This is a genomic window from Candidatus Binataceae bacterium (genome assembly GCA_036495685.1).
Lineage (GTDB): Bacteria > Desulfobacterota > Binatia > Binatales > Binataceae > JAFAHS01.
The window spans coordinates 1-17,787 of record DASXMJ010000175.1; the positions used below are offsets into that span (position 1 = coordinate 1).

The following is a 17,787-nucleotide window of genomic DNA, read 5'->3' on the forward strand; positions in this document are numbered from 1 at the left end:
CCGCTGCGCTGAGAACCCTTTCGCGGTCCTTTCAGTCAGGCTAGTCTTAGCGGTTCTCCGGTGGCGGCGTAGCTCAGTTGGTCAGAGCATGCGGCTCATATCCGCAGAGTCGTGGGTTCGAGTCCCTCCGCCGCCACCACAATAATCTCCAAGACAGTTCACCAAGTCAGAAACACCATGTATCCAAACAAAATAGGCCTTCGGATTTGCCCACCCTCGTTTGGGGAAGTCCATTGATCCGGGGGTCTGGGAGTAAATGTAGGTAACCCCTCTATTTCATGTGGGTTACTCTCTTTCCATTTGGGTCTAGAAGTGGGTGCAGCCGCGATTCCCCCGCGTGACCGCAACGGGCCGCAATTCACCCAATCGCCGCAGGTTAGCTAGGAAAGCCGCCGGGCAGGATCGAAGATCAGATCGCGCGACCGGATCCACAGATAGAGCGTGACCAGTACCAGTGTCGGACCGACGCGGACCGCCAGGCGCACGTGGGTCCATTCGGCGCGCGTGTTCATATAAGCGATTATGAAGACCAGGTAGCTGACGACGGTCTCGGCCAGGTAGAAAAGACTCAGCAGCAGGCTCCATCGCCGGCCGGTGATCATCCCGACCGCCATCACCCAGACGATTGCGGCCTCCGTGAGCAACACGAACTGCGCCTGCGAACCATAGAACACGCTGCCGCCGATTACCGCGCGCGCTGGAGCGAAGTAGCTATCGAAGGGGTTGCCGATCACCGCCAGCCATACCAAATAGAGCGCCCAGAACAGCGACAGCACGCCAAACACCCGCAGGTCGGCCGGCCATGGATAACGATCGTGGACGGGCACGATCAAGAGCTATCAATCGCAAAGCCTGTGCTTCAAGGTTGCGAGGCGAGGCGCAACGACACAAGACGTTGCGCGCAACCGTGCGCCTCTACAATAATCTGTCTGGTACCAAATGGACGGTATTCACGACATGGGTGGTATGGAGGGGTTCGGGCGCGTCCAACCTGATGTAGACGAAGTTCCGTTCCACGCGGACTGGGAACGACGGGTCTTCGCGCTCGTCAACGGCGTGCTGACGCTCACCGGTGTGAATATCGACGAATTCCGCCACGCTATCGAGCGCATCCCGCCGGCGCGTTATCTAACCACTTCTTACTACGAGCGCTGGCTGCTAGCGGCAGAGACCTTGCTGGTGGAACGCGGAATCGTTAGCGGCGAAGAATTGAAGTCGTTGGCTCAACCCGAGCTGATGTCGGTCGCGCTGCCCGCCGTTTCACCGAAGGCGGTGGCGGCGAAGGCCAGGCTCCATTCGAGGTTCAAGGCCGGGGATCGAGTCAGAGTTCGCGGCATTCACCCATTGGGACACACCCGCTCCCCCCGCTACGTCCGTGGTAAAACCGGCGTAGTAAGGCGTCTCCGCGGAATCTATGTTTTGCCCGACACCAATGCGCATCGAGCGGGCGAACATCGCCAGCATGTCTATTTGGTCGAATTCAGTGCGCGCGAGCTGTGGGGCCGAAAAGATCGCGAGGGGCTTATGATCGATCTGTGGGAGGATTATCTGGAACGCGTGGAACGCAGCAACACCGTCAGTAGAAAACGCAATTCGGTAGCCGCACGCCCAAAGCTGCACGCGAAAAAGCCCCGCACCGTCCTCTCGGCGAAGGCGAGAAGCAAACGAAAACTGTCACGTTCAAAAAGGCCCTGGTCTCCGAAACGCACGGACTAGAGAAGAGGGGAAGCGATGAGTGGTCACGACACTTCCGAGCACGGTCCGGCGGCGCGGGTCAAGGCGCTTGAGCAGCTCCTGGTCGAAAAAGGACTGGTGGACCCTGCCCGTCTCGACGCGATCGTCGACAGTTACGAAAACAAGGTTGGACCGCGCAACGGCGCCCGCGTCGTTGCACGGGCTTGGGCAGATGCGGGGTTCCGAAAGCGCCTCCTCATGGACGCCGTCGCGGCATGCGCGGAGCTGGGAATCGCAGGGCCCGAGGGCGGCCATCTGGTAGCTATCGAAAACACCACGCGGATTCACAACCTGGTCGTCTGTACGCTCTGCTCGTGCTACCCGTGGCCCGTACTTGGGCTTCCTCCGGCCTGGTACAAGAGCTTCGCTTATCGTTCGCGAGCGGTCAGCGATCCGCGCGGAGTCCTGCGTGAGTTCGGGGTCGAGCTCGCGGACGATGTCGAAATCAGAGTGTGGGATTCGAGCGCGGAGCAGCGCTATATAGTGCTGCCCGAACGCCCGGCGGGCACGGCGAAGATGAGTGAGGAGCAGCTCGCGGAGCTGGTCACGCGTGATTCGATGATCGGGGTCGCCAGGGTCGCTGCGCCCGGGAAATCGCGATGAGTGAGTTCGGGCTGAGCGAGCTGGCGCGGCAGCTGGGATGCGATGAGGCGAGCGTCTTCAGCGCGCCGTGGGAGGCGCGCGCCTTTGCGATCGCACTGGGGCTGAGCCAGGCGGGATTGTTCGCCTGGGACGAATTCCGCGTACGCCTGATCGCTGAAGTAGGCGCCTCGGACCGGATTCGCGAACGTGACGGGACCAACCGCCAAGGCGAGTACTACGAGCATTTCCTGCGCGCGCTGGAGGCGGTGGTGACGGAAAAAGGAATTGCGACGCGTTCGGAGCTCATCACCAAGATTGCGGAGCTTCAGCCTCCTGTTGCGCCCCACGCTCACGAGCACTGAAGGCGAGGTCGAGCGGCAGTAGAGGACCAACGCCGATTTTCTGCTAGGCGTTCTTACCCTGCTTTCCTTCGACCCATTCGAACATCACCGATTGGTAGTATTCGAGGTTGCGGCCGAGCAGGAACACCTTGGGAATACCCTCGATCTGCGCGTAGATCGCGGTATGGGTCGGGTTTTCCGCACCAAAAAGGATACGGATCGGCTGGCCGGTCCCGGTTGCGCCGATCGTCATTTCACTGCGCGGATGGTCGAGGCCGAACTGGGCGAGGTCGTTGGTGTTCTCGGCGACCACTTCCACCTGTTTGGCACTAATTAACAGGGAGGCGAGTGCCTGCATCAGATCCTGCGGTACAAACTTTCCCTGCGGCTCGACCAGTTGGTAGAGCTTTCCGTCCGCGGTTTTCTCGTAACGCAACGTCTCGCTGCCGCGCTTGACGGTAATCGAGTCGATGCCGTTTAGCTTGAGCAGACTTTCCTGCTGTTCCTCCACGTTCGCCGCCGCGCGCTTGTCAGCAGGTCGATCGAAGTACTGATATATCGGCAGAAGTAGAAGAAACAGCGCGGTGAAGAGTATCGCCGGACGGGCACTCACACGAAGAACCTCCTGCGCACGAACACCAGGGTTGCAATCGCGAACAGGATGATGGTCTCCAAACCGGCGCCCAAATCGCGCAGCAGATGCGATTGTCCCGCCGTCACAAAAAAGCCCGCGGTCTCGCCCCGGTTCAGTCGCTCGCGGCTCGCGATCAGGACGTCATCGCCGGCCAGGGAGTTGATCGCACTCACCGCAAGGTCCCGGTTCCCGAGCATCTCGAGAAACTGGTTCGACGCAAATGCGGAGCTGCCGAACCCCACAATCCGCGTCATCTGCTGCAGGGGAATATGCGGATTGGTCGCCGGCGCCAGGTTAACTTCCGCCCCGACCGTGATGGGCCCCTTGGTGTCGCGGCCGCTCTGGTACTCGGTAATGCCAGTGGTTAAAGCTTTGGGGTCGCCCGATGCCCAGCTTTCATGCGAAGAGCGCAGCAGTTCTATGGTCGAGGCCAGCTCTAGACCATCCGGTCCCGCTGCTCCCGGCTGTCCGCTCACGATGATTCCGCGGACCAGCGACATGACTGCGTCCCCAGACATCGACCGGGTAATTGCACTGTTGTCGGAGCGGAGCGGAATACGGGTGGTCAAAATCTCGCCCTGAGTGAGCCGGTAAGCCGGATCGACGACGACTTGATCGGTGAACTCGAGATGATACTGGGTCAGGAATTTGGCGAGGCTCGGCGATCCGTAGGGATCAAGCATCACCAGATAGTGCCCGCCTCGTGCGAGGTATTTGGCGAGCTCCGCGAGCTCTTCGGGCAGGAAGTCCTTCTCCGGACCGACCGAGACGAGCACCTTAGCATCGTCGGGTACTCCGCCCGCGAACAAGGACACGTTGTCTATCTGGTAGTTGTTCTGTTCGAGCAGCCCGCGAAACTGGGAAAAACCCGAGTTGCGATCGGCGTTGAACAAGTCCCGCTCGCCGTGACCTACCGTCAAATAAATGTGTTTTGACTGATTCGAAGAAGTCTGCAGGATCGCCGGGATCAGAAGCTCCGAACGCGCGTTGTCGAAATCGCGGCGGCGCCCCTGCGATTCGACCACCACCTCGCCGTAACTCGACACTCCGAACTGTCGCGCAAGGCCGGGAGCCTTGTTGACGTCAATGACCTCGTACTGAAGCTGGGGCGTAAATGCGGCCGCCTGGAACAACAGTTCCGCCAGTTCGAGGTAGGCCGGGTCTTCGGTGCGCACAAACGCCATCACCTTGACCGGGTGGGTCAGCCCCCCGAGGACCCGCTTGTCAAAGTCGGACAACGAGTAGCGCTGGTTCGGCGTCAGATCCCATCGCACGTTGTGATTGCTGATTATTGCATTGGCGATGATCAGCACCGCCGCGAAGGCAATCGCGGTATAGATCAGCAACAAGTAGCCCGTGATCAGCGAGCCACGGGTAGGGACCTTTTCTACCGGCGGCCGGTCCATTTCCTGGCCTCCATCGATTGCAGCGTCAGGTAGACGAAAAATGCCACGAAGAAAATGAAGTAGGTGACGTGATTTAGGTCGATCACCCCTTTTGCGAAGGTTCCGAAGTTGTCAAACAGCGAGACCGAGCGAAGTGCCTCAATCGCGTTGCCCTGGAATGACGTCTCGTTCCAGTTGAGCACCCAGAAGAACAGCAGCGGCAGGATCGTCCCAATGCCGGCCATGACCTGGCTCTCGCACAGCGAAGACACGAACACTCCGAACGCGAGGAACGCCGAGCCAATCAGAAATAACCCGAGGTAACCCGCCACCAGCGGAAACAGCGGGAAGCGATGCACCGAATACAGGTAGACCGGGTACAGCACGGTCAGGCCGAGCATCATCAGCAGGATCACTTCGCTCGCAAGGAACTTTCCGCCCAATATTTCCCCATCGCGCAGCGGATAAGTGTACAGCAACTCGATGGTCCCGAGCTTCCGCTCTTCGGCGAACAGTCGCATCGTGAGGAATGGAAGGGTGAGCAGCAGGCAGAAGCGGATGTCGGTGAACAGCAATTGCCAGTAGTTCTGGATGATGTCCTTGGCGAAAGCGATGGTCTCGAAGAAGTCCAGATCGGTCCACGCATACAGACCCGCCATGAACGCGAACAGCCCGGTGAGGATATAGACCAGCGGAAAGGCAAAATAGGACTGCAATTCCTTGCGGGTAACGGCCAACATCCGGCCCAGCGAAAAGCCGACCCGCATTCCACGAGCCGAAACCCGTCCGGCCTCGCCAGCCGTGCGGGCAGCCTCCAAGGTGGCTGCGCCATTTGACATGATTATTGACCTCGATACGCGATGCGTGCGCGCCGCGACGGTCCGGTGTCGAGCGTAATGCGGATTGGGCTCGGCACTAGACTCTTTCTTCCTTGGTGACGAGGCGCATAAACAAATCTTCCAGCGTCAGCGCCAGCGGCTTTACTTCCAGCAAACTCCATCCCTTCTGCACCACGCAGGCGGCCAGGGCGGAGCGGACCTCGTCGCCGCGGCCATTCGAAGAAACCACGAAGCTGCAGGCGCCCGGCTGAGTCGCGTCGACCGGGCGGTCCTGGATCTCGTGGACGTTTGGCACCGCGGCCAGGGCTGGTCGAACCTGATCCACCGGTCCGACCACCGTGATTTGGGTCTGCTCGCTGCCCTGCAATTTTGCGGTTAGCTGCTCCGGAGTGTCCTGCGCCACGATATTTCCGCGATCAATAATGACGACGCGGCGGCACGTCATGTTCACTTCGGGCAGAATATGGGTCGAAAGCAGCACCGTGGATCGCCCGGCCAGCGATCGGATGAGTTCGCGAATTTCGACCACCTGCCGGGGATCGAGGCCGACCGTAGGCTCATCCAGAATCAGTACTTCGGGATCGCTCAGAATTGCCTGGGCGATGCCGACGCGCTGACGATAACCTTTGGATAGCTTGCCTATCAGCTTACGGCGAACCTCCTCGAGGCCGCAGGTCTTGATCGCATACTCCATCCGGTCGCGTGTGGTCCTGGCATCCAGCCCGCGCACCCGTGCGGCGAACTGAAGCAGCGCGCTGACGTTCAAATCCGGATAAAGCACCATGTTTTCCGGCAGATAACCGATGCGCCGCCTGGCCTCCAGCGATTGCGTGGCGACATCGAGCCCGCCGATGAGCGCGCGGCCCGCGGTGGGCGGAAAAAATCCGGTCAGGATGCGCATGATCGTGGTCTTGCCGGATCCGTTGGGACCCAAAAGCCCGATGATCTCGCCCTTCTCGACTTTGAAGGAGACGTGGTTTACCGCACGAGTCGCGCCGAAGTATTTGGTAAGGTCTTGGACCTCTATCATTTACTCTCTTCAGCTTGCCCCGCGTGATATTGCGCTGCGGCACTGCAGCTGCAAGCCAACGGATCGGGTGTCGGCCAGATTCCCCCTGGAGCAGCGCCGTGGCCGGAACGCCCAATGTGTCCGTGCATTGTAAAAAGGCGAGGCAAAGGAAGTCAATTCACTTTTATGATAGCGCAATTGGGCCGGCGGGCGAGCCAAAGGTCGGGCTTCAAGTGGCAGGCGGCGACGACTATTGTCGGTAAAGAGCAGGAAGCACGATGGGCAGATTTCTAGCAGGCGCTCTGATCGTCCTCCTCATCGCGGCGATCGCGTTCTTCATGTGGTCCAAGGTGAACGATGCGCGGCAAGAAGCACTGCAGGAGCAGATTGCGGCGATGAACAAACAGCTTTCGCAGATCAGCGACGAAAATACCCGGCTCAAAGCTGAATTGTCCAAAGTGCAGGGTGAAGAACAGAATCTGGCGGCCCAGAACGACGAGCTTCGCAAGGCAGTCGCGAGCGTGAAAGCGACCGGAAAGCTGCCCACAAATATCGAACTGGAATTGAACCCGCCCAAGTGAGAAAATCTTTGGTTAAGGCCGCTGCTCCACGCGCCTTTGCGGCGCGGCCTCTCCTTAATTTATTCCGCGTTGTTCTTTTTTGGCAGTAGGAAGCGCTGCCATTCGTCCAGAAAACCGAGCTGACGCAGGTTCGGCATGCGGTCGAGGTAAACCTCGCCTTTCAAATGGTCGGTTTCGTGCTGGATGACGCGGGCGTGAAAATCGTGGGCAGTAATGTCGAGCGGCTCGCCATCGCGGCCAAACGCTCTAACGCGCAGCTCCTTGAAGCGCGGGACCAACCCCCGCAACTCGGGGATACTGAGACATCCTTCAAATTCGTCGACCGTGCTGCGATCCAGAATCGAAACCTCAGGATTAATCAGTACGGTGAGGGGGACCGGCGACATGTCCGGGTAGCGCGGATGGTTCTGGACCTCAAGGACGGCCAACTGAAGGGGTAGATGGACCTGCGGGGCAGCTAGTCCAACGCCGCGATACTCGTACATGGTTTCGATCATGTCGTCGATCAGTCGCTGGAACTCGGGGCTTCGGATCTGGTCGACAGCCACCGGTTGAGCGGCGGTTCGCAGAGAGGGGAATCCGAGTCGTGCGACCTTCAGAATCATGATTTCGCGGGCTAGTGTCCTGACTTACAAGTTCCTTTGCAAGCCGCATCACCCAGAACCCACCCGACTTCATTCTCTCGCGCCGAAAATCGAGTCGCTAAGCCTCGGACCACCCACGACGGCGTTCCGCAAAGTCGGTCTGCCGCGGAACGGTTGTTGATCAATCGCAGAACCGTGCGAGGCTCTTCGCTTCGTTTTGGGTCACGCGACAAGATACGGAACTTGGTAAGCGGCCCACCTAGTTGGCCAGGGAGCTGCCAAGCTGCTCGGATTTCTGGCGCAGCAAGCTGGCCAGCCGGTCATAGCCCTGATCATTGAGGACGCGATTGAACTGATTGCGGTAATTCGCAATTACGCTGATCGCGTCGACATCGATGTCATAGATTTTCCAGTCCCCATCGACATTCTTCATCAGGTAGCTGACCCGTAGAGTTTCCGGACGGCTCTTGAGGTTGACCGTGCTGAAGACCTCGGCATGATCGCCATCGACGTGCTCGCGGTCGAATACGATGACGGAGGACTGGATGTCGTGCTGTACCTTTTCTACCGAGTATTGCTCGATTTGTGTGAGCACAACGTCCTCGATAAAGGTGGTGAAGAGCAGGACAAACTCCTTGCGTTGATCGTCGGTCAGGGTGCGCCAGTGATATCCGACCGTGGAACGTGCCATGCCGTTGAAATCGATGTGCGCTTCCGCGATGGTCCGGAGTTTCGCGCGGCGGTCGGTGGGGGCGATGTCTTTCTCCTTGAAGACCGCGATGGTCTGGTCCATCACGCCCTTGACTGTACTCATCGGATCGAGGTTGGGGGGCGGATGGTCGGCATGTACCGGAGCCGCGGCATAGAGGAGCGCGATCACGATTGCGGCCCCGCCAAGCAGGGCCGCGTAAAGAATCAGAGTCGTGCGACGCGAGAACCGGCGCCGCTTTTGCGGCAGGCGCTTCGTAACGAGGGCCAGCGCGGCGCGGTGGCTCGCCGTTCTGGACCTTGATTTCGAGCTCGACGGGCGGCCGGAGCCACTGATTTTCGAGCGTTCGGTTTTCATAGCCACACAGAACCCGACACCCGATCCGGGCATCCGCTACCCCCCAATTGTAGCCGAAGTGCGAGTACGATTGGACTAAAAAAGAAATCGCCCTCGCGTCAGGGCACCCGAAGGTGAAAACGCGAGGGCGGTCGGTATCGATTTCCTCTACTCGGAAGTTGGCTTAGGCAAATCCGTGAACCCGATAGAGTAACCGAGAAGATTCGTTGATCCTTGGGCCTGGCATTCGAAGGTGCTGGTGGCGTCATCGAACGGATAGCTGTAGGCAGACGGACAAGCCTGCTTCAGGTTCGCCAGCCACGGCTGGGTGTCCCCGGCCCAGATAGGATTGTTGCTCACGCAAGTCAGACTGGTTTCCGTAGGCCAGTCCGAGAAGAGGCTATTCGCGGAAGAAGTCGCGCACCCACAGCAGCCGCCGGTAGCCGCCGGCTGGTAGCAGGAAGTCGCATTGGCCCCCGTACATCCAAACAACTGGGAGAGATTGGTACTTCCGCCGTCTCCGTTGGTTATCGTAGCTCCGCAGTTAAGAACCGGATTGCTGGGGTTCCCGATGATATTGCTGGGGTTCCCGCAAAAGTCATCGGCGGACCACCAGCCTTCAAAACTTCCGCATTGCTGTTGGAAAATGCCCACCCCCGGAATGAACTGACTGCCGCAAAACTCACCCGCCGGGCAATCGCTTTGCTTGCTGCACTGGCAATACGAATTACCGTTCGAAGCCATGACGCACTGCTGGGTGAGGGGACACTGTGCGCTGCTGGTGCATTGCATGAAGCACACGCCATTGGTAGCGCCGGGGTTACCGTTGCACTGGAAGCCAGACGGACAACCTGCAGCCGGTGCGGGACCTTGGGTGCATCCCTGCGCGATCAGCATCAGCAGAGGCGTACCGTCAATAGGCTGTGCGAGCGGAACGCTCGCGGTAAAGGTGCCGTAGTCAAACTTGCAGTTCCCACCGGGCGTCGAACACCAGTAGAAGGTTGGAACCGCGCCTGGCGTCTGGGTGGAGGTCGGTAACGGCCCCATCCGTTCGCCGATGTTGGCACCGTTGATGTCCGTAATGTCGTAAAAGTCGGTGGCCTTGGGTCTGAAGGGTACACTCCGCGATGGTCGCGGGTTGCTGTCCGCCAACTCCCACGGGGCAATCTTGATTGGGAGCAAGGGGGTTAGTGTTGCAGTCTCCGGTCAGGCAGTTGGTTCCGTCCGGGCGACATCCAGTACGCGCACCAACTCCGCCGCTCCACCACACCGCGGAGGACACCTGCTGACCATTGAACGTGACGGTACCCTCGGGAAGACAAAAGATGGCGGTATCTCCAGCTGCAGGCAATTCCCAGTTCCACGGACTGGATGGACTAAAGCCGCTAAACGAGGTCGGAGTGGGGAGCGTATAAAAGCAGAGGTTGGTGGCGGTATTGCAACCGGCACCTGGTCCACATTCGGAACTGCTCGTGCACTGGCAATTTTTGCCGTCTGGAGTTGGAGACGAAGTTCCCGGACAAGCGAGGCTCCCGCTGGCCGTGCCGCGCATACAGGCGCCGGTGCTACCGTTGAAATTGTCCGTCAGGCAAGTCTGCGTGCCGCTCACCGCACAGACGGCGCGAAGCGCCCCGCCCCCACCAGATACCCAGACGGGTTGACTGCTGTTGTTGGTCACATCGAGTTCGCGCTGCGTTCCTGACGTGCAGGCTCCACTGGCAGTCGGAGTCGCAGGTGCGGTACTGGTCGCGGTGGTAGTTACCGTCGGGGTTGCCGGTGCAGTACTGGTCGCGGTGGCAGTTTTTGGTCGCCGCGTGGGTGACGGTAGGCCCGGGACCGCCCGAACTAGAACTGCTGTTACACGCGTTCATTGCGAGCAACAAGACTGCTGGAAGAAAACCGAGCAGGGGTACAATCGCCGATGCCTCATGTGCGCCTCCCTTTAGGCACGCAGGTGAGTCAGGACTTGGATCTTTCTCTCTCTGGCGGCAGCAGTCCCTTGGTGCTCAGCCGTCGTCACCGGCAACAGGCACGATCAAAAACCCAACAAATTTGCGTGAATTTGTTTAACACAACAAGTACCAAAAGACAGCACAAGATTAGAAGACGTCTTTAGAGCACGGAGCCTGAAGATGAGTGGAGTTTAAGGGCTCTTCTTTTCGCACCCCTCGTCGTCTGCGGTACTCGGCGCCGACGCCTGGCGAAAGAGAGTCTCCCTGGGCCTTAAATTCGATCGAAAAGGCCGACGCATCTGCGCGCGCTTACCTTTCGTCTTTGTTCCTAATACTCTCCTAGCTAGTCACCATTTTAGGAGCAGGGCGTGCTGTTTCGTGAGCTCAATCGTGGAAAATGCAAGACGTATTTGCTTGGATGCGAACGCACCCGACGCGCGGCGCTAATCGATCCACTGCGCGAAAACGCGGCGCGCTATCTGGCCGCCGCAGCCTATCACGGAGTCAGGCTTGACTACGTGATCGACACCCACACCCACGCCGACCACCTGACCGGAACTTGGGACTTGGCGTGGCTTGCGGATGCGAAAATCGTGATGGAGCGGCATGCGCCCGCGCCGCATGTCGACGTCCACGTATCGCATGGAGATATCCTGGAAGTGGGAGACCTGCGCCTCAAAATCCTGCACACGCCCGGGCACACGCCCGACGGAATCAGCATCCACCTGGAAGGACGCGTTCTTACCGGCGATACCCTGCTCATCGGCGGAACTGGGCGTGCAGATTTCGCCGGAGGCGATGCAGGCCAGCAATACGACGCAATCACCGGCGCGCTGTTCACGCTGCCGGATAGCACGCTGGTTTTTCCAGCGCACGATTATCGCGGCAATCAATTCTCGACGATTGGCAAAGAGAAGACCACCAATCCGCGCCTCGCTGGCCATTCGCGTGATGAATACATCCACATCATGAACGACCTGCGCCTGGCGTTGCCCGACAAGATCCAGGAGTCGCTGCAAGCGAACCAGTCGGCCATCGATGATGATTCGGTCGCGTTCCCCAGACTCGCGCAGCTCGAAGCGATCCGTCAGGTCGCCGCGCCCGAATTGAAGGCACGCATTGAAAGTGGCAATCCGCCGCTGGTGCTGGATGTGCGCGAACAAGACGAGTATGGCGGCGAGCTGGGACATATTGACGGCAGCCGGCTGATCCCCCTCAAGGCCTTGCCGCAGGAGGCTAGCACGCTGGAAGAGATGAAAAATCGCGAGATCGTGGTGGTATGCCGTGCCGGCGTGCGAAGCAGCACCGCCGCTGCGATTCTGACGGCGCTTGGGTTCGATCACGTGAGCAATCTCAAAGGGGGAATGCTCGAATGGCACGAAGCAGGCCTGCCCGTCGAGCGCTAGCTTCGCGGTCCCGACCCTCGCAGTCGGAACGGAGCTCGGTTTCGAAAACGAAAATGCTTGCGATGGTCAGGTCGATGGACTGGAGGGGGGTTGAGCGAGCGCTCCACGCGAACGCGGAACTGCTCAAGCATCGTGACACAAGGGGACGCAATTGGCTTCATCTTTGTTGCGGCGTGGACATCGGTGCTGACCAAGGCAAGGCGGCCGACAGTATCAAGACCGCCGAGGTGCTAGTCGACACCGGCCTCTCGATCAATCAGGAAGCCTTCACGGAGGGAAAGTGGAAGGCAACGCCGTTGTGGTTCGCGATTGCACGGGGCAGGAACTTGCCACTGGCCGAGTACCTGCTCAAACGGGGTTCGAACCCTGACTATTGCTTGTGGGCAGCGGCGTTCAATCGCGATGTTCCGGCGATCCGGCTTCTCGTGCGCCATGGCGCTAACGTGAACGATTCTTCGGTGGACGATCTCGCGGAGAACGAGTCTCCGTTCCTGGGTGCGATCAAGTGGAGCCACTTCGAGGCGGCCGAGGAACTGTTGAAACTCGGCGCCGATGTCAACTACCAGGATCGTAAGGGTATGACCGCGCTGCACTACATGCTCAAGAAGGGAACCGACAAGCGATTCTTCCCGATGCTGATAGCTCACGGAGCCAGAGGCGACCTAAGAAACAGTCAGGGCGTTTGCGCCGCGGAGTTGATGCGCAAGAAGAGAGACGGCGACCTCCGAAAGATGGCCGAGCAGCTGCGTACGAGCGCGCGAATGAACGTCCGTTGAATAGCTCGATAGGCGACCAACCGCTGAACCCCTAAGGCGACCGGCGCACAACCAAGTGCCCGATCGATGTTCCCCCGATCGCTCGCCCGTCCGACCGCGGCCTTGCGTGCATTTCCGTGAGGCCCTGCCCTATCCGCGCCAGATCTTCTCCCGGTACTCATGGACCGCCCGGTCGGAGGAGAATTTGCCTGAGCGCGCGATGTTCAAGATCGACATTCGGGTCCATTTGCGCTCATCACGATAAACCTTGGACACCTCGCCCTGACAATTGACGTAGGACTGGTAGTCGGCCAGGACCAGGAATGGATCCTGGTTCAGGAGCGAATCGAGTAACGGTTTGAAAGTCTGTCGATCGCCTCGAGAAAAGGCGCCGGACTCGATCAACTTGAGGACTTCCCCGAGTTCCTGGTTCTTTTCGACATATTCGCGCGGATGGTAGCCGTCGCGGACGAGCGACTGTACTTGCTCGGCGGTCATGCCGAAGAGAAAGAAATTTTCCTCGCCGACCTCCTGGCGAATCTCCACGTTCGCGCCATCTAGCGTGCCGATAGTGAGCGCACCGTTCAGGGCGAATTTCATGTTGCCGGTGCCGGACGCTTCCTTGCCTGCGGTGGAAATCTGCTCGGACAGGTCTGCGGCCGGATAAATGTGCTGGCTGGTCTTGACGTTGAAGTCGGGAACGAAGGCGACTTTGAGGCGGCCGCGCATCGCCGGGTCCTGGTTGACGACCTCGCCGACCGCGTTGATGAGCTTGATGATCAGCTTGGCCATCGCGTAGCCGGGTGCCGCCTTGCCACCAAAGACAAAGGTGCGTGGAGGAACCTCGAGGGCGGGATCGCGCTTGATGCGCTGGTAGAGCGTAATGATGTGCAGGACGTTGAGATGTTGGCGTTTGTATTCGTGAATGCGTTTGGTCTGGACGTCGAACATCGACTCGGGGTTCACCTTGATGCGGGCGGTGCGCTCGATCATTTCGGCAAGACGCCGCTTGTTGGCATACTTGATCAGCCGTACGGCGTCTTGAACTTCCGCATCATCCACAAACTCTTCAAAGTGCCGGAGATCGCGTTCGAGGTGCGCTAACCATCCATCGCCGATTTTGCTGGTGATGAGATAGGCGAGACCCGGATTGGAGACCGCCATCCACCGACGCGGCGTGACCCCGTTGGTAACGTTGGTAAACTTCTCCGGCTGCAGTTCGGCAAAATCGCGCATCACGGTTTCCTTGAGCAGCTCGGAGTGAAGCTCGGCGACCCCGTTGATTCTGTTGCTGCCGACCGCCGCGAGGTGCGCCATGCGAACGAATTTGTCACCGCTCTCATCGATAATGGACAGCCGGGCAAGGCGCGCATTGTCGTTGGGAAAGCGCTCTCGCACCTGGTCGAGGAATCGACGGTTGATCTCGTAGATGATCTCCAGGTGGCGCGGGAGCAGCCGGGCAAAGATCGGCAGCGGCCACTTTTCGAGCGCCTCGGGCAGCAGGGTGTGATTCGTATAGGCAAAGGTGTGGCGCGTAATGTCCCAGGCCTCGTTCCATCCAAACTGGTTAACGTCCACCAGCAGGCGCATCAATTCCGCTATCCCGATCGCGGGGTGCGTGTCATTGAGCTGGATCGCCCAGTACTTGTGGAACTCGGCCAACGCGCGCCGGCGCAGCTGATGCAAGCGCAGCATGTCCTGCAGCGAGCAGGAAACAAAAAAGTACTGCTGTTCCAGGCGCAGGATCTTGCCCTCGACCTGCTCGTCATTCGGATAGAGAACCTTGGTAATGTTCTCCGACTGGACCATGTCCTCGACCGCGCCGTAGTAGTTGCCAGCGTTGAATTGCTGGAAGTTGAACTCCTCGTGCGCTTGTGCCCTCCACAAGCGCAACAGATTCACCCACGGCACCCGATAGCCGAGGATTGGCGTGTCGTAGGCAACGCCGCGAACGATCCGGTCCGGAAGCCAGACGGCGCGCACCGATCCCGAGTCGTCGGTATATGACTCCACGCTCCCTCCGAATTGCACCAGGTATACATTTTCCGGCCGCGCGATTTCCCATGGATTGCCAAGGCGCAGCCATTCATCGCTCATCTCCACTTGGGAACCGTCACGGATGAGCTGACGGAAAATTCCGAATTCGTAACGGATCCCGTAACCGATGGCGGCCATCTGCTGGGTGGCCATCGATTCCATGTAGCAGGCCGCGAGCCGTCCCAGACCCCCGTTGCCGAGGCCCGGCTCCTGCTCCTGCCAGACTATCTCGCCGAGGTCCTGCCCGAGCTCGGTGACTGCCCGCTCGACTTGAGAGTAAATTCCCAACCCCACCAGGTTGTTGTGGAGGTGCGGTCCGAGCAGAAACTCCGCCGACAGGTATGCGACCACTCGCACCGGATCCTCGGTGCGAACGTTGGTACCGGCATACCAATACCCGGCCAGCAGACTGCGTACGGTAAGCGCGACCGCTGTGTACCAGTCGCGCTGGGTTGCGTAGCGCGGTTGGCGCGCGAGGGCGAGCGCCAAATTGTCCACGATTGCCTGTTTGATCGACTCAACCGAGAGGTTTTGTTGTGCCAGCATTATTCTGATCAGCTCCGCCGAGCTTGAATTCCGAACCTTTTATTAGAGCGGCCGAATGTTTGGGCGAAGTTAGGTTTCTGTTACGTGCCGACGAAAGCATTCCCGCCCAAACTTATCACCCACACCCAGATTTTGGGTGATTTGGCTTCGATTTCAAACCCGCACCGACTACACTTGAAGAATCTATGCAAATCAGTCCACTTGCCGGTAAGCCCGCCGAGGCTTCCCTTCTAATCGATGTTCCCAAGCTGCTGGCCGCATATTACTCGGGAAAACCTGATCCCTCGGTGCCCGAGCAGCGCGTGGTGTTCGGCACCTCGGGCCATCGCGGTTGCTCACTAGACAACTCGTTCAACGAAGCGCACATCCTCGCGACCACCCAAGCCATCTGTCTTTACCGCGCTGAGCAGGGCATCAATGGACCGCTTTATCTCGGTGTCGATACACATGCGCTGTCCGGGCCGGCGCTGGGGAGCGCCCTGGAGGTACTAGCGGCCAACGGCGTCGAGGTGATGGTGGATGCCGAGGGAGGATACACGCCGACGCCGGTAATTTCGCACGCCATTCTTTGCTACAACCGCGGCCGCAAGAGCAGTTTGGGCGACGGCATTGTAATCACGCCCTCGCATAATCCTCCCCGTTTTGGCGGCTTTAAATACGATCCACCGCACGGCGGCCCCGCGGACACCCAGGTGACCGCGTGGATCCAGGAACGGGCCAATGCGCTGATCGTCGACAGTCTGCGAGCTGTAAAGCGGATCCCGCTGGAACGCGCACGATCTGCGGCCACCACTCACCCGCACGACTACCTGAACTTCTACGTCAACGATCTCCCCTCGGTCGTCGACATGCAGGCGATCCGGGAAAGCAAGGTTCGCATCGGTGTCGATCCGCTGGGCGGCTCCAGCGTTTCATATTGGGACGCAATCGGGAATCGTTACGCCCTCAACCTCGAGGTGGTCAATCACACCGTCGATCCGACCTTCGCATTTATGACGGTGGACTGGGACGGACAAATTCGGATGGACCCATCGTCGGTCTACGCGATGGCCCGGATGGTCAGCCTCAAGGATCGCTTCGATGTCGCGTTTGCGAGCGACCCCGATGCGGATCGGCACGGCATTGTCAGTCACAGCCAGGGGCTGATGGAGCCCAACCATTACCTGTCGGTGGCAATCTGGTACCTCTTCACGAATCGCCCACAATGGTCAGCGCGGGTCGCGGTCGGCAAGACGGTCGTCAGCAGCAGCATGATCGATCGCGTGACTGCGCATCTGAGCCGGCGACTCATCGAGGTTCCCGTCGGATTCAAATGGTTCGTCGAGGGACTTATCGATGGCGCGGTCGGTTTTTGTGGTGAGGAAAGTTCCGGGGCGAGTTTCCTCAGGCATGATGGCACCGTGTGGACCACGGACAAAGACGGGCTGGTTCCCAACCTGCTCGCCGCCGAGATAACCGCACGCACGGGTCGCGACCCTGGTGAGCACTACCGCCAACTCACTGAGAAATTTGGGGAACCGGCCTATGAACGGGAAGATGCGCCCGCCACACCGCAACAGAAGGAACGTCTCAGCGGGCTTTCACCCGCCGATGTGAAAGCCTCGACACTCGCCGGTGAGCCGATTACCGCACGTCTGACCAAGGCTCCTGGTAACGATGCGCCGATCGGCGGCCTCAAGGTGATCGGCAAAAACGGATGGTTCGCCGCGCGTCCGTCGGGAACCGAGAATATCTACAAAGTGTACGCGGAGAGCTTCAAAGGCCGTGAGCACCTGGAAGCGATTCTTGCCGAAGCACGGACCATCGTCGACGAAGCGCTGGGCGGAGGCTCCGGATAGGCAATCACCCGACCCTCGTCAACGGATTGAGAACTGCTAGACCAATCAGCTCGGGCGCAAACCGAGCATTTCATCAAAGACGTCAGGGTTCCTTACTGGTCGGTAAGAAGAGCCGCTATTACTTGACCAGCTCGCGTGCCGCCTGGCGAAAATCAGGGGCATCGCTGGCGAAGTCGAGCCCATCCATACCGGCGTAGGGGTCGGGGAACTTTGCAATTTCCTCGGGCAAACCGTCGCAGTACAACTCGAGATCGTTGCCATCTGGATCATGAAAGTAGACGCTTTTGGTTACCCCATGATTGATCGCACCGATGATCCGAACATCGTTTTTCTTGAGATCGGCGTAAGCGGCGCGCAACGCCGCCTCGTCGCTCAGGCGAAACGCGATGTGGGACAGGCCGATCGAACGCTCGCGCGGCGAGGCAGCGTCGGGGCCGACCTCCAGAATTGCCAATTCATGATGGTCTCTACCGTGGCTCGCGAGAAATACCATCTTGAACCCAGCCTCGACCTTCATAA

General features: G+C 59.4%; 17 protein-coding genes and 1 tRNA gene. 8 read left to right on the top strand and 10 right to left on the bottom strand.

Annotated features, from left to right (window positions below; translation table 11 throughout):
- Positions 1-62: 62 nt before the first annotated feature.
- Positions 63-139: transfer RNA gene (locus VGI36_16230), tRNA-Met, on the top strand.
- Between the two features lie 241 nt (positions 140-380).
- Here VGI36_16230 and VGI36_16235 read toward each other — a convergent pair.
- Positions 381-827: a hypothetical protein gene (locus VGI36_16235; protein HEY2486696.1), complete on the bottom strand. Its 447-nt coding sequence runs from the start codon at positions 825-827 to the stop codon at positions 381-383.
- Between the two features lie 112 nt (positions 828-939).
- Between VGI36_16235 and nthB the strand changes: the two genes are divergently transcribed.
- Genes nthB through VGI36_16250 form a run of 3 tightly spaced genes read left to right on the top strand, consistent with a single transcriptional unit; the run spans position 940 to position 2,678 of the window.
- The gene (nthB, locus tag VGI36_16240; protein ID HEY2486697.1) at positions 940-1,716 is read left to right on the top strand and encodes a nitrile hydratase subunit beta; all 777 of its coding nucleotides are present in this window, start codon (positions 940-942) and stop codon (positions 1,714-1,716) included.
- Positions 1,717-1,731: 15 nt separating this feature from the next.
- Positions 1,732-2,337, top strand: a complete 606-nt coding sequence (gene nthA, locus VGI36_16245; GenBank protein HEY2486698.1) for a nitrile hydratase subunit alpha — start codon at positions 1,732-1,734, stop codon at positions 2,335-2,337.
- Entirely contained in the window at positions 2,334-2,678 is a 345-nt protein-coding gene (locus VGI36_16250) for a nitrile hydratase accessory protein (protein ID HEY2486699.1), read from the top strand. The genes nthA and VGI36_16250 overlap by 4 nt, the downstream gene beginning before the upstream one ends.
- Before the next feature lie 43 nt (positions 2,679-2,721).
- Here the strand turns inward: VGI36_16250 and VGI36_16255 are convergent, their stop codons facing one another.
- The 4 genes from VGI36_16255 to VGI36_16270 all read right to left on the bottom strand — a co-directional run bounded on the left by VGI36_16255 (position 2,722) and on the right by VGI36_16270 (position 6,545).
- Complete coding sequence (locus tag VGI36_16255; GenBank protein HEY2486700.1) at positions 2,722-3,270, bottom strand: DUF4340 domain-containing protein; 549 nt, start codon at positions 3,268-3,270, stop codon at positions 2,722-2,724.
- Complete coding sequence (locus tag VGI36_16260) at positions 3,267-4,697, bottom strand: Gldg family protein (protein HEY2486701.1); 1,431 nt, start codon at positions 4,695-4,697, stop codon at positions 3,267-3,269. Before VGI36_16260 ends, VGI36_16255 begins: the two co-directional genes overlap by 4 nt.
- Positions 4,679-5,515 carry an ABC transporter permease gene (locus VGI36_16265; protein ID HEY2486702.1) on the bottom strand — a complete coding sequence of 279 codons (837 nt, stop codon included), beginning with the start codon at positions 5,513-5,515 and terminating at the stop codon, positions 4,679-4,681. The genes VGI36_16260 and VGI36_16265 overlap by 19 nt, the downstream gene beginning before the upstream one ends.
- Positions 5,516-5,591: 76 nt before the next feature.
- Positions 5,592-6,545, bottom strand: coding sequence for an ABC transporter ATP-binding protein (locus VGI36_16270; protein ID HEY2486703.1), 954 nt, complete (start codon positions 6,543-6,545; stop codon positions 5,592-5,594).
- 257 nt (positions 6,546-6,802) lie between these two features.
- On the opposite strand from VGI36_16270, the gene VGI36_16275 reads away from it, so the two are divergent.
- Complete coding sequence (locus VGI36_16275) at positions 6,803-7,105, top strand: hypothetical protein (GenBank protein HEY2486704.1); 303 nt, start codon at positions 6,803-6,805, stop codon at positions 7,103-7,105.
- A 59-nt stretch (positions 7,106-7,164) separates the two neighbouring features.
- On the opposite strand, the gene def is transcribed toward VGI36_16275, so the two are convergent.
- From def to VGI36_16290, 3 genes are all read right to left on the bottom strand, one after another.
- Entirely contained in the window at positions 7,165-7,710 is a 546-nt protein-coding gene (def, locus tag VGI36_16280) for a peptide deformylase (GenBank protein ID HEY2486705.1), read from the bottom strand.
- 238 nt (positions 7,711-7,948) lie between these two features.
- Positions 7,949-8,755 carry an ABC transporter substrate-binding protein gene (locus VGI36_16285; GenBank protein HEY2486706.1) on the bottom strand — a complete coding sequence of 269 codons (807 nt, stop codon included), beginning with the start codon at positions 8,753-8,755 and terminating at the stop codon, positions 7,949-7,951.
- 147 nt (positions 8,756-8,902) lie between these two features.
- A complete protein-coding gene (locus VGI36_16290) occupies positions 8,903-9,916 on the bottom strand; it encodes a hypothetical protein (GenBank protein HEY2486707.1) in 1,014 nt (337 codons plus the stop codon).
- A 1,138-nt stretch (positions 9,917-11,054) separates the two neighbouring features.
- Between VGI36_16290 and VGI36_16295 the strand changes: the two genes are divergently transcribed.
- Positions 11,055-12,092, top strand: a complete 1,038-nt coding sequence (locus tag VGI36_16295) for an MBL fold metallo-hydrolase (GenBank protein ID HEY2486708.1) — start codon at positions 11,055-11,057, stop codon at positions 12,090-12,092.
- A 74-nt stretch (positions 12,093-12,166) separates the two neighbouring features.
- Positions 12,167-12,868, top strand: coding sequence for an ankyrin repeat domain-containing protein (locus VGI36_16300; protein HEY2486709.1), 702 nt, complete (start codon positions 12,167-12,169; stop codon positions 12,866-12,868).
- A gap of 129 nt (positions 12,869-12,997) precedes the next feature.
- Here VGI36_16300 and VGI36_16305 read toward each other — a convergent pair whose 3' ends face one another.
- Positions 12,998-15,430: a glycogen/starch/alpha-glucan phosphorylase gene (locus VGI36_16305; GenBank protein ID HEY2486710.1), complete on the bottom strand. Its 2,433-nt coding sequence runs from the start codon at positions 15,428-15,430 to the stop codon at positions 12,998-13,000.
- A gap of 185 nt (positions 15,431-15,615) precedes the next feature.
- Between VGI36_16305 and pgm the strand changes: the two genes are divergently transcribed.
- Positions 15,616-17,268 (top strand): phosphoglucomutase (alpha-D-glucose-1,6-bisphosphate-dependent), encoded by a 1,653-nt coding sequence (gene pgm, locus VGI36_16310; GenBank protein ID HEY2486711.1) that lies wholly within the window; start codon positions 15,616-15,618, stop codon positions 17,266-17,268.
- A gap of 118 nt (positions 17,269-17,386) precedes the next feature.
- Here pgm and VGI36_16315 read toward each other — a convergent pair.
- Positions 17,387-17,787 (bottom strand): VOC family protein (locus VGI36_16315; GenBank protein HEY2486712.1); only part of this gene is annotated, 401 nt, incomplete at its 5' end.

Coding starts and splice junctions, on each gene's coding strand:
- pgm (HEY2486711.1), top strand. CDS start 15,616: ATGCAAATCAGTCCACTTGCCGGTAAGCCCGCCGAGGCTTCCCTTCTA.
- VGI36_16275 (HEY2486704.1), top strand. CDS start 6,803: ATGGGCAGATTTCTAGCAGGCGCTCTGATCGTCCTCCTCATCGCGGCG.
- VGI36_16300 (HEY2486709.1), top strand. CDS start 12,167: ATGGACTGGAGGGGGGTTGAGCGAGCGCTCCACGCGAACGCGGAACTG.
- VGI36_16265 (HEY2486702.1), bottom strand. CDS start 5,515: ATGTCAAATGGCGCAGCCACCTTGGAGGCTGCCCGCACGGCTGGCGAG.
- nthA (HEY2486698.1), top strand. CDS start 1,732: ATGAGTGGTCACGACACTTCCGAGCACGGTCCGGCGGCGCGGGTCAAG.
- VGI36_16250 (HEY2486699.1), top strand. CDS start 2,334: ATGAGTGAGTTCGGGCTGAGCGAGCTGGCGCGGCAGCTGGGATGCGAT.
- VGI36_16270 (HEY2486703.1), bottom strand. CDS start 6,545: ATGATAGAGGTCCAAGACCTTACCAAATACTTCGGCGCGACTCGTGCG.
- VGI36_16305 (HEY2486710.1), bottom strand. CDS start 15,430: ATGCTGGCACAACAAAACCTCTCGGTTGAGTCGATCAAACAGGCAATC.
- VGI36_16285 (HEY2486706.1), bottom strand. CDS start 8,755: ATGAAAACCGAACGCTCGAAAATCAGTGGCTCCGGCCGCCCGTCGAGC.
- def (HEY2486705.1), bottom strand. CDS start 7,710: ATGATTCTGAAGGTCGCACGACTCGGATTCCCCTCTCTGCGAACCGCC.
- VGI36_16260 (HEY2486701.1), bottom strand. CDS start 4,697: ATGGACCGGCCGCCGGTAGAAAAGGTCCCTACCCGTGGCTCGCTGATC.
- nthB (HEY2486697.1), top strand. CDS start 940: ATGGACGGTATTCACGACATGGGTGGTATGGAGGGGTTCGGGCGCGTC.